Source organism: Fluviirhizobium alvei (assembly GCF_030551875.1).
In the GTDB taxonomy this organism is placed as follows: domain Bacteria; phylum Pseudomonadota; class Alphaproteobacteria; order Rhizobiales; family Rhizobiaceae; genus Rhizobium_E; species Rhizobium_E alvei.
In genome coordinates this window covers 41,841-52,446 of the sequence record NZ_JAUOZU010000024.1, presented here as the reverse complement: position 1 = coordinate 52,446, position 10,606 = coordinate 41,841, and the positions used below count along the sequence as shown (strand labels likewise).

General features: G+C 56.7%; 11 protein-coding genes. 3 read left to right on the top strand and 8 right to left on the bottom strand.

What is annotated here, in order from left to right; translation table 11 throughout:
- Window positions 1-406: 406 nt before the first annotated feature.
- Entirely contained in the window at window positions 407-886 is a 480-nt protein-coding gene (locus Q4481_RS23890; protein WP_304378940.1) for a hypothetical protein, read from the top strand.
- A gap of 44 nt (window positions 887-930) precedes the next feature.
- Window positions 931-1,329 carry an SLOG family protein gene (locus tag Q4481_RS23885; RefSeq protein ID WP_304378939.1) on the top strand — a complete coding sequence of 133 codons (399 nt, stop codon included), beginning with the start codon at window positions 931-933 and terminating at the stop codon, window positions 1,327-1,329.
- Here Q4481_RS23885 and Q4481_RS23880 read toward each other — a convergent pair.
- Window positions 1,319-1,696 (bottom strand): hypothetical protein, encoded by a 378-nt coding sequence (locus Q4481_RS23880; RefSeq protein WP_304378938.1) that lies wholly within the window; start codon window positions 1,694-1,696, stop codon window positions 1,319-1,321. The two genes, Q4481_RS23885 and Q4481_RS23880, sit on opposite strands and share 11 nt — an antisense overlap.
- A 157-nt stretch (window positions 1,697-1,853) precedes the next feature.
- Here Q4481_RS23880 and Q4481_RS23875 point away from each other — a divergent pair, with 157 nt between their 5' ends.
- The gene (locus tag Q4481_RS23875) at window positions 1,854-2,105 is read left to right on the top strand and encodes a hypothetical protein (RefSeq protein WP_304378937.1); all 252 of its coding nucleotides are present in this window, start codon (window positions 1,854-1,856) and stop codon (window positions 2,103-2,105) included.
- A gap of 38 nt (window positions 2,106-2,143) precedes the next feature.
- Here the strand turns inward: Q4481_RS23875 and Q4481_RS23870 are convergent, their stop codons facing one another.
- Genes Q4481_RS23870 through Q4481_RS23840 form a run of 7 tightly spaced genes read right to left on the bottom strand, consistent with a single transcriptional unit; the run spans window position 2,144 to window position 10,605 of the window.
- Complete coding sequence (locus Q4481_RS23870; RefSeq protein WP_304378936.1) at window positions 2,144-2,428, bottom strand: hypothetical protein; 285 nt, start codon at window positions 2,426-2,428, stop codon at window positions 2,144-2,146.
- 2 nt (window positions 2,429-2,430) lie between these two features.
- Window positions 2,431-2,916, bottom strand: a complete 486-nt coding sequence (locus Q4481_RS23865; RefSeq protein WP_304378935.1) for a hypothetical protein — start codon at window positions 2,914-2,916, stop codon at window positions 2,431-2,433.
- 1 nt (window position 2,917) lies between these two features.
- Window positions 2,918-3,250, bottom strand: a complete 333-nt coding sequence (locus tag Q4481_RS23860) for a hypothetical protein (RefSeq protein WP_304378934.1) — start codon at window positions 3,248-3,250, stop codon at window positions 2,918-2,920.
- 15 nt (window positions 3,251-3,265) lie between these two features.
- Window positions 3,266-3,442, bottom strand: a complete 177-nt coding sequence (locus Q4481_RS23855; RefSeq protein WP_304378933.1) for a Pam3-gp28 family putative phage holin — start codon at window positions 3,440-3,442, stop codon at window positions 3,266-3,268.
- 15 nt (window positions 3,443-3,457) lie between these two features.
- Window positions 3,458-4,282 (bottom strand): N-acetylmuramidase domain-containing protein, encoded by an 825-nt coding sequence (locus Q4481_RS23850; RefSeq protein WP_304378932.1) that lies wholly within the window; start codon window positions 4,280-4,282, stop codon window positions 3,458-3,460.
- Between the two features lie 23 nt (window positions 4,283-4,305).
- Window positions 4,306-8,127, bottom strand: coding sequence for an SGNH/GDSL hydrolase family protein (locus Q4481_RS23845; protein ID WP_304378931.1), 3,822 nt, complete (start codon window positions 8,125-8,127; stop codon window positions 4,306-4,308).
- A gap of 39 nt (window positions 8,128-8,166) precedes the next feature.
- Entirely contained in the window at window positions 8,167-10,605 is a 2,439-nt protein-coding gene (locus Q4481_RS23840; RefSeq protein ID WP_304378930.1) for a phage tail protein, read from the bottom strand.
- Between the last annotated feature and the right edge of the window lies 1 nt (window position 10,606).

Sequence of the window (10,606 nt, the reverse complement as noted above, 5' to 3'; positions counted from 1 at the left end):
ATGGTGGGCCCGGAGGCTGTAAAATTCATTTTACTGGCCAATAACTTAGCGCCCCGCACCTTTGCTGGAAAAGCCGAAAAATGGCCATTGTATCCCAAATAGAATTGCGTTTGAGCCCCTAACTTTTTCGGAGAGCCAAGTAGGCTTAGGAATGAGCAAAAATCATGCAAAGAGAAGATATAGAAATTACTGGTCATGACTTGCGTGTCGGGATGGGCGTAGGTGGATGGGACATGGTTTATTGCGCGCACCACAAGCCAACGGGCTGCAGCGTGACGTGGACGACCAGTGGGAGCTATCCGGCAAGTCAACACTCTATGAGAGAACGTGCGCTTATGGCGCTAGAGCTGATGGTAGAGGTTTATGAAAATGAGCAAAACAATTGTACAAGCCAAGGAGGCCTAGAATGACGACAGACAATAAACCGAACGCATCAATCATAGAAGCAGTTGCGGAAGCATGGGCATCTATTGATGGCAGGCTTCGCCAGTTCCATGACGGTAAAATCAACGGCGACATGGATGGGACGTATGGAGGCTATCTGGCGGAAGCCAAGGAGCTTCTGCTTAGGGCGGCGAAACGCAACGTCATGATCAGCAAGCTTATGGAGAAAAGATTGCTGATGAATGACGAAATGAGAATAAAGCAACTGGAATGGAAATACGACAACGATCCTGAATCTTTTTACGCCGCCAAGGCTACCACGCCGATTGGAACATACATCATTTGGCGGCATGGGTCTGTGTACATTGGGTCAGACGCTATTTTCTATGCGGAAGAAAATGCTCAGTTCGACCTTCCCGCACTAGAGGCGATCGCCCAAACAGATTTCGAACGCCGCGTGAATGAGTGCTTTGAAGGCTGTGAAGATCAAGGCGGCGCTTGAGGTGCTGCTAAGCGAATAATTGCACGAGCCAAGGAGGCTGAGGAATGACGAAAGTGCTAGTATGCGGCGGGAGGCATTTCGGCGTTTACCCGCCTGCTGCAACCGACGATAAGCGTAAGAGAGTGCGCGCTGAAATGCGCCTAGCCAATGAGACGCTTGATTGCATACATGTAGACAGAAAGATCACGCGTATAATCAATGGCGGCGCATCTGGAGCCGACACGCTCGCTAGAGCATGGGCAGAGAGAAAAATGGTCTCATGCCTCACTGAGATAGCGGACTGGAGCAAATACGGCAAGGCAGCCGGACCGATGCGCAATCAGAAAATGCTTGATGAGTACAAGCCTGATTTAGTCGTTGCTTTCCCAGGTGGGCGCGGCACTGCCGACATGGTAAGCCGCGCTAGGGTTGCTGGCGTAGAAGTGATTGAAGCTAGCCTTTAGGCTTCCTAGGCACTCTCGGGCGCTTAGGCTTATCTGCCTTTTCCTGCCTCGTGAGCAAGCGATCGGCGTCAACGGCACGGTGCTTCAAATGTGGAGCGAAAACGCCGCCTGCGGTCGTATACGCGGCTTTTACAGCATCTGGCAAAAGGCCGTTGTCATCAAGTACGCGCATAGCATCTAGAAACGTGTATTGAGCGGCATTGAGCTTGTTAACGAGTGCTTCAAGCTCTTTCTTTCTCTCTTCACGCCTGCGCTCTTCAAGAGCCATCTGCCGAAGAGTGATTTCATGCTCTAGCTGTTTCGCGGGCTTGTCTCTTAGTGTAGGATCTACTTTAAACGGATCTGTGATCTCGACTTTGTCAACCATGGAATCCCCTCGCCTGTGTGGCGAGAACGAAGCACATAGGAAGGCGAGATGTCAATTGCTAAACGATCGGCTATGCTATGACACGGGTTACGACAGCATTGATGGTCTTGGTGTCTATAACTGCTATTGCGCTACGCATCGGTGAGGCAATTGGCCTATGGTGAAATACCCGATCACCATGGATACACTGGGCAGCCTCATTGATCGCGGCTATGGCATCTACGCCCATTGCCAGGCACAGGGCTGCGGACGGTCGAAGGAGTTGGACCTGCCAGCATTGGCAGGACGGCTTGGCCGCGATCACCCGGCACTGGCTGATGGGCTCACGTCTAAGCTCAAATGCAGCGCATGCGGTGGCCGCAAGGTCAGCATCACCATTTCGCCGCCGCAACAGCCGATAGAGACATAAAAAAACCGGCGGCATTCGCGCCACCGGTCGTCCTCGCTCTATTCAGCTTTCGTCTCGATAGCCTTCTTGAGTGCCGCTAAAACAGCGCCAAGCAGCCACCACGACGCAAAAGAAGCGATCGCCGCCGAAGCAACGAAGTTATCAAAGTTCGCCGGCCATTCAAGCCAGTTTAGAACGACAGGCGATGCGATCGGCCCGACGATCAGAGAGACGGCACCGCGGCGAAAGAAGCCGATAAGTGTTTTCGGCGGGATGAATATCAGAGCGATCACGGAGCCTGAAAAAGCTCCGAACATTTTAGCGACGACTGTTTCTGGAAGCATCTTTAGCGGACCTTGAACCAGTGGTCCGCCGAACGAGGCGCGCGTAGATAAGTGTAAGCCCGGCGAATATAGCTATTCCAGCGATCCCATAGAGAATTTCCATACACCGGCCCCCGTCGCAAGAGAGACGTGCCGATGACGACAGCCAAAGCAGCCCAGTTGCACAACTCTAGCGTTACCACATAAAGAGTTGTATTGTCGATAATGCTAAACAACCGTAAGATGGAAATACCGACAGAAATTCGGTACACGTTGAAAAGCATTGCCTCCCAGCGCTCTTTTGCGAAGGCGTCGATAAGGAGGCAGACCATTGCATCGAATGCAAGCACGGCAGCAGGGTAATATGGCAGTTCTGATCGTTGCCACGCGACGGACGCAATGAACGATAGCGCCATAGCACAAACCCACAGAAACGCCCGTGGGATGCGATAAGAAAGCGCAAGCGCTACAAGCGCGCCGATAGCTAGATAGAACTGCCACACGCTCATTTTACCGGTCCCCGCCACCCATTACAGACACAGACGGAAGCTCAACGCCGGCAACGATTGTAAGCGATCCTGTGTCGATGCCGTTTGCCTTTGCGATTGCTGTCTGTTCGATGTGAAGATTAGCACTAAGGCGACCGGCTGTTGCGATGGCACCCGCAAGTTCACGAGACATATGGATAAGTCTTTTGCTCTTGAGCGGCTTTGCCAAGCCGGCAGCGGCACCCTTCTCGGTCAGGTCAATAAGGCGTTGAGCCTGATTGTATGCCTTCGTAAGCGCGGCGTCGAGAAGCATGTGAGCGTTGACGCCGGCAGCAATGATTTCTTCGTTCGTCATGTCGTAGCCTTTCCGTTACTTTTTCGATGCCTTGTCCTGACGCTGGCGAATGTACCACCAGCCGACAGAAACAAGCGCCACACATGCGCCGAGAAGCGTCTGGCCCTGCGCACTGTCCATGAAGCCGGCGCCCATAATTGAGCCGCCAACAGTGTACAGGATAATTCGTGCTACCTGTTCAATTTCAGACATTGGATCTATCCTTTCTCAGTTCCAATAGGTGAGACCGAGCATTCGCCCGGTGATCTTGCCGACCTTGCCGTCGACAAGCAGTCCATGTTCTTTCTGGAAAGCCTTGACGGCCTGATCTGTCAGTTTTCCGAAATCACCATCCGCCCCGATGCCAAGCGCGATCTGGAGCGCCTTCACCGCATCGCCTTTGTCGCCGATCGACAGGAGCCCGTCCTTGAGCGGGTCGGCAGCAATAGACGTGCCTGCCTTGTATTTCGCATAGGCGCGGGCTAGCTTGCCGTCGTAGTCGTTCTTTCGGTATCCGGAGCCGTTGTAGCCATAGGCAAACGCCGGCCAATCATGCGCTGCAAGGTGACGCGCGAGACCACGGCCTTTGATGAAGGCTACCATCACGTCCAGTTGACCGCCTTCGCTTTCGATGCACTTCTCCACAAGCGCACGAGCAGACGGGAAACCGCATAGCTTGTAGTTCTCGCCAAGCACCTGCCCTATTCCCCATGAGCAGGCCATGAGAGCGGCTTCTTCGTCCACCGTCATCATGCGCTCGAGCAGAGCGTAGCGCGCGTCCTGAGTGCCAGGATAAGGCTTTGTGCCCCATACCGGATAGGCCAGACCGAGCGAAACAGCTTCATCAAGCTTGGCCCTGTCTTTCGCCTTCAGAACGCGGTGGAAGACGTGTGGCTCTGTGAGGATGATTGGGCGCTTCTGGCTGTCGAAACCGTTTCCACGCGCCTCTACAGCGGTAACAGCACGGATTGCGTTTTCATCGCAGCCGATCGAAGCTGCAGCGCGTGCGAAATCGTCTCCGGAGAGCGTTTCCCCGGTGCCGGAAAAGTTCATTGGCTTGTTCCTTGGTTGTCCGCTTACGCGCCGATGGCGTCGAGGCGCGTGGTTAGGTTGGCGATCTGCTCGTTTTGACGCTTGACGATCGACAGCAGGTGGCAGACAAGCCGCTCATAAGCCACGCCTTCAGGTTCCGGCTGTTCGAGCGCGATTGTCTGCATTTCCACCACTTCCACCGTCTCGGTGATGGTGCGGGTCTTCAGCACGTTGCGCGTCGATTCCACCTCGACTTCGATCTCCTCGCCATCTTCGTTTATGGACGGCAGACGAATGGTGCAGGGTTCCTGCTCCACATAACGCTCTTCGCGGGGAACTTCTTTTTCAACCAGCACCGGCACGACATCATGCGTTTTCCAGTGCACCAGCCGCGCGTCGACCTCAGCCACCGCTTCGGCGGAAAGCCCCCACCAGGACCAATCCTTATTGTCGCCTTCGCAGGTCGATCGATACCATATCGGCGTCAGTTCAAGCGCCTTGTCTGCCCATTCGTCTGCCATCGGCTCGATATCGATCTTGTACTTTTCCGATGAAGTTGAGCGAGCCAAGGTGCCATCCGACGCGACGTTGACATTGGCTGCGCTGGCCGTCGTGGTGTTATAGGCCCCCGCCGCTGAAAAAGCGCTGGAGCCGAAATTAATCGTCCCAGCCGTACTTGCGCCATCCCACAGTGATATATTCCAGACGGTTGCCGTCGAAGATTTATTTACGGCAAGTCCAGGCTTTCCGACTGCATAATCTGTCGGTCTAAACAACAAATAGTCAGACGACGTCGTCGCCGTGTTCAGCGAATGCGTTTTAAGAGCCGAAATTGTTTCAGCATTTTCCCGCGTCATGATCGTGCCGTTGGCATTCGGCCATGTGAGAATTCTGGTTGTGGATGTTGAAATGCCGGAAAGCTCGAATTGTCCAAACTTCGTGAGATCGGAGTTATCGCGGAAATAGGTCGAATTGTCTGGGAGGGTCTTGTTAAAAAACGTCTGCGTTGAGGTCAGGTCTCCCAAGATCCCGCTTGCATTCGGGAACGTGTATTGGCGTTTCGTCGCCGTCGAAAAGCCTGAAATGATGAACTCAAGCTGCTTCGTCCGGTCGGCCGGGTCAACAAACAGGTTGAGGTCCGTCCGCATCGTTCGCTTCTGCGGCACATATGTGTCGATTTCGCCCAGCACATGCGCAACCAACTGCTCGCCATAGCGGGCCAGTTCGCGAATGCCGGGATGGTTCGAGCCGTTGGACTCGCAGATATCTGCGCTGGTGAAGCCGAGCGCCTGAATGAACCGGTCATCAGCGATCGATGCGGGGTTGATGAAGGCAACGCCCTTGTAGGCGGCCACCCGGGCCAGCACGCGGTTTGTGTATTGCCAGTCGGCAAGCGTGCCGGAGCGCGGGCGAGGAACCCCCATAACCACGACATCGGAGCCTGCGGCAAGGAACGTGTCGATCACCACGGCCATGCGCGCCTCGGTGGCACTGTCGCCGCGTTCGTTCATGCCGAGCGCCACAACGACGAGATCGCCGGCCAGTGCAGCCGCATCCGTCGTCCAGGACGTCGCCACGCCGCCGGACACGGCATCGGCAGAGCTTTTGCCACCGCGCCCGAAATTGTCGTAAAACAGCGTCGATCCCAGCACGTAGCCACGCGCCTCGAGGTCGGCCACCAGCGACCAGTTGAATCCGATCCGAGTATGGATCGAGCCGCCGCCATCATTGCCGCGACCGAGCGTGCTTGACGTGTAAAGCGTCTGCGCCGACAGAACATCGGAACCATATTTCGGCGTCAGATACCCATCGGTCTTGGTCGCAACATCGCGGTTCACCCCGTTCGGCGTCGAAGCGGACGGGTCTGCATTCTGAATTGCCGTGATCGAATCGCCAAAGCCGACAATGCGCACCGCCTCGCCGCGCGCCACCTTGTCCCGAAAGCGCCGCAACAGGCCACGGTTGCGTGCCCGGTCAAGCATCACCTGATTTTGCACCGAGCGATCAACCCCATCGGCAAGCCGCCACAGCGGCAAAGCAACAAGCGCGGTATCGGTCACTCGAACGCGGAAGATCGGGATGTATTTCGAGTTGGTGTTTGCCGCGGCAAAGTAGGTTGGGTCATTGGCGCGCTCGGTGCCGGCAATGATGCCGAAAGTCCCGGCCTGCCCGTCGAGATAAAGCAGATCGTAACGGATCGTTCCGACGCTTGCGGCAGTGAATGTCACGCTGTTGGAATAGGTCGCCTCGGTGCCGTCGCGATTGGTCGTCACATTGACGGCGGCGACAAGCCCGTCTTCGACAAGCGAAGCGGAAATCACCGTCTCATTGTAATATTCCTCGACCCGCACTTCCGAGGAGAGCGAGTCTTCGATCAGGTCGAGACGCTTGTTGACCCCGCTTATCCCGCCCATCTGGACGTGGATGCGCATCTGGATAAACGAACTCGTCGTGTCGGCATCGGTGAGCGTCGAAACGTTCCCGGCCGGCGAAGCCGCATACCACGGATCGGAGGCATAAGCCGCGTCGGAATTGAAAACGATGCCGGCATTGCCACGGTAGAACCCGAGATATTCACCGGCATTGACCTCGATGTACGGCAGATCGGCGTCATTGAGAATGATATCCCCGTTGCCGATCTGGATCGGGATATCGCTTCCGACCTGGGTGAAGGTGTCGCCGGATTTGGTGAACCGCTTGAAATAGAATGTGCCGGCGCTGGAGCAGCCAATGCGCATCTGCTGCACGCGGCCAGATTTGATCACAGGGTTGCGGAAGATGAACGTATTTTTCGCCACCCACCCAGAAGCCGTATCCGGCGTCAGGCCGCGACCGAGGCCAATCGTCTGCTGGCCACGGCCAATCAGACTGTCGAGATCGTCCAGCTTTTCATCAAAAATGTTGTCCGGCTTCTGCTCGATCCGGAAATCGCATTGCAGAGTCTGCGCCGTCGAAAGCGTGGAGTCGGTGAATGTCGTAACGTTTCCGTCGCCGCTATACCAGCCGATTCCGGTTTCCGTCTTGTAGGCAAGCGCCGAACCATTGCGGTTGTAAACGCCAAGGTACTCACCGGCATTGACCTCGATCAGCGGCAACGCGCCGGAAGAGCGGGTGAATGTGTTGAGACCGGCCACGACGGAAAGCGAGATATCACCGCCAACCTGCGTGAAAGTATCGCCCGATTTGGTAAACCGGCGCAGCCGCACCTCACCATCCGCATTGGCGAAAATACGGAAGCGGTTGATGAACCCGTCATAGGTCACCGCCGCGCCCCACACGCGCACGACATCGTTGCTCGTATCGGTGCCGGTGGCCGGCGTCGAATTGGCGCCGATCACCTGCTGAATGGTGACGGTCGAGTCTTCCTTCGCCGTCACGACAGCGTCGAATTCGGTGGTTCCGATAACGATCGTTCCATCCGTGCGCGGAACATAGGTCACGCGCTTGCCGGCATTCGTTCCCTCGAGCACATAGACCGTCGCGAGGTCGTGGCCGGAAGCAGTCATGTCGGATGCTCGCGAAGCCGCACCCGATGCCACCACCACCCAAACGCTGTTCTGCGCCGCATTGGTCTGCCCGCCCAGCGCCACACGGTCGCCGGTCGCCAGCGTCACCCCGTCAAGCGTATCGCCATTCTCGAGCCCGGTCGAGACGTTGACATTCGTCGTCACGAAAACGCGCACGGCGTCTTTATATTGAAGACTGGAACCGGACCCGCCGCCGCCATTGGCCGCGACATAGCTTTCGATCGTTGATCCGATCGTGCGGATATCGGCCTTTCGTGGCTCATGCTCACCAGAAGATCCGACGCCGTCGGTCACAAAGTCGCGATAGATTTCGTTGAAGGCGTCTGTCACGCTTCCCATGGGTATCTCCAGATTTTCGGATGTTGCGCGCCGTGGCGCTTAGGCAATGTTGACCGAAACAGGCCCGGATGTCGGGCCCGGCAGGCCGGAGGCATTCACCGGCACGGCGTAATAGTCGTAAGCGCCAGCCGGCGCGGAATCGGCGGTCGGAATGAAGGCAACCACATTATCGACCGAACCGTCGAAAGAGGCCGTCGCGTTCATGGCCGCGACGTTGTTTCCCGTGACTGTGGTCATGGTTCCGAACTTGAAACCGTTGCTGCTGGCAGCAGCACCGGCAACGGTCGTTCCGCCCTGGAAGCGGAAATTGATGGATCCGGCGACATAATCGGAAACAACAAAGCCGTAGCGATAGTTCGAACCGATCGTCAGGGCCGCGCCTTGCGTCAGCTGCGATGTGGTTCCGACCGCATGCGTCGCCTTTCCGCTTCCGATCGACCAGCCGGTTCCCTTCGTCCACACCGTGTCGGATGCAAAGACCCCGTTGCTGATAACGTCGGTCACGCTGTCGTCACCGTCCGTATAGCCATAAGTCAAGCTTGGCTGGACATAGACCTCATCAAGAACAGAATCGGTGTCCGGGTCGAATGCCGCACCGGCTGCAACGCGGAAAAGCTTGACCTTGTAGAGATGCGTTGTTTTCGGCGTCTTGATTTCAAAGGTCGCATAGCCAGGCGCGGCAACGGGCGATGCAAGCGCGAAGGATCGCAGAGCCGGCGGCGCGACCGTGTCGGCATAGACGACGATCGGGTCTGGCAGATAGACCCAAGGCGAAGCAGTCCCGAAAGCCCAGGTCCGCAGCCGGAATTCATAGGCGAACGCATCCTTGAGGTAAGCCGACCGAAGGTTGATGTCGCCGGCCTGCGAAAAGGCGCTCTTCCACTCGGTGTCGGTGCCGCTCGTCGCGCGCCATCCAAGCTCATAAATGAATTCGTCATCAACAACCGTCCATGTCGCGAGGCCATAGACGACGGATACACCGCCGCCAACGCTCTCGGTCTTGATCTCGACCGCGAAATCTTCCGGCTGCGGAACCTCATCGTCAGGCACGGGCTCGACTACCGGCGGCGGCTCTCCCTCTTCCGTTGCGGCGTCGAATGCATAAGGCACGCTTGACCAGACGATGCCGGTGAATTCGATCGTCAGGTTGCGTAGCGAAAGTTTCGGCGACGAGACGATTTCAACGATCGCCTCGTCGAGGTAAGGCGGCATATGGATCTTTACGAAACGCTTGCTGCGAACTGCCCGCGCGGCCTCATAATGGGCAAGCACGGAAACACGCGGCGCATTCGCCCGCTCCATCGCCATTTTCTGCAGCCGCTGCATATGGTTGTGCGATTGCACACACTGGTTCTGGATCGTCTTCGTGCGCTCGGTGTCTTCCCCGATGTAAGGATCACCCCAGATCGCCGCATCCGCTGTCGAATAACGGTTCTGCGGGTTGGTCCATTGGCCGCGCACGGCAAGCACGGTTGAGGCTACACGCTTGTTTGCGTCGAACTGGATCTGGACAATATCCTTTTCCGTGAGGCGGATTGTCGGCGGCACATATTCGCCGGCATGCACACCAACCAGACCGTCAGGCCGTTCGTAAACAACCAGCTCCGCCGCCTGGTCCATGATGCGGCCAACATCGACAGGATTGTTCTCCGCCCGGAACCACATGCCACCGTGATAGAGGTTCTCCTCGACACCATCGCGGTTCAAAATGATCCGGTCGCTGACATCGGCAGCATTCTGCCATTCCGGAAGATAGAGGTCATCGCGTCCCAACTTGCCGCCAACCGGGCTTGTCAGATGCCAGAACCGGAAAAGCGCGATATTGGTCGAAAAGCTCGAAGCCTCGTTGCGCGGGTCATAGAGCCGCATGCCATCCACAACCGCCGAATGTTGCGGCATTCCCGCCGGATAGACGCTCTGGAAGCTTTCCGCCGAAACATGGTTTACGACCATGCGCACGGTCGCAAGCCCGTCGCCGCGATGATCGAGGCTCCAGACGGTCGGAAATTTTGTGATCAGGTCAGCATAGGCCGTGCTGGAATTGAGCCCGAGCCGGTATTTGATGTTGACATATTCGAACCCGTCCTGAACGAAATGGTCGGGGCTGATCACGCCGCCCCCTTCATTCAGCGTCACGGCTTCGTCGTGCAGGTAATGCTGAACGAAACCGTCAATCCGGTGCCCTGCTATGCAAAGCACATGATAGGCATCGCCACCGGTCTGCTCAAGGAACATATAGTCAGAAGCCTTTTTCACCCGACCAAGCACGAAGGCGAGGCTAGGAACCGGCTGCCGGAGATTGTAGTTGCCATCCTCCGGCTGCGGAACCGATGTCCGGTTGAGCAACATCTGGGCGCCATAGGCAAGCGCTGCCAACCCGCCATAGACAAGACCGGTCGCAAGCGGCGTGATAAGCCCGAGCGAAACCCCGCCTTGAAAGAGCAGCATCGACAGACTGCCGATCAGCATTTGCGCCATA

Coding starts and splice junctions, on each gene's coding strand:
- Q4481_RS23875 (WP_304378937.1), top strand. CDS start 1,854: ATGGTGAAATACCCGATCACCATGGATACACTGGGCAGCCTCATTGAT.
- Q4481_RS23850 (WP_304378932.1), bottom strand. CDS start 4,282: ATGAACTTTTCCGGCACCGGGGAAACGCTCTCCGGAGACGATTTCGCA.
- Q4481_RS23840 (WP_304378930.1), bottom strand. CDS start 10,605: ATGGCGCAAATGCTGATCGGCAGTCTGTCGATGCTGCTCTTTCAAGGC.
- Q4481_RS23865 (WP_304378935.1), bottom strand. CDS start 2,916: ATGAGCGTGTGGCAGTTCTATCTAGCTATCGGCGCGCTTGTAGCGCTT.
- Q4481_RS23890 (WP_304378940.1), top strand. CDS start 407: ATGACGACAGACAATAAACCGAACGCATCAATCATAGAAGCAGTTGCG.
- Q4481_RS23880 (WP_304378938.1), bottom strand. CDS start 1,696: ATGGTTGACAAAGTCGAGATCACAGATCCGTTTAAAGTAGATCCTACA.
- Q4481_RS23855 (WP_304378933.1), bottom strand. CDS start 3,442: ATGTCTGAAATTGAACAGGTAGCACGAATTATCCTGTACACTGTTGGC.
- Q4481_RS23870 (WP_304378936.1), bottom strand. CDS start 2,428: ATGCTTCCAGAAACAGTCGTCGCTAAAATGTTCGGAGCTTTTTCAGGC.
- Q4481_RS23885 (WP_304378939.1), top strand. CDS start 931: ATGACGAAAGTGCTAGTATGCGGCGGGAGGCATTTCGGCGTTTACCCG.
- Q4481_RS23845 (WP_304378931.1), bottom strand. CDS start 8,127: ATGGGAAGCGTGACAGACGCCTTCAACGAAATCTATCGCGACTTTGTG.
- Q4481_RS23860 (WP_304378934.1), bottom strand. CDS start 3,250: ATGACGAACGAAGAAATCATTGCTGCCGGCGTCAACGCTCACATGCTT.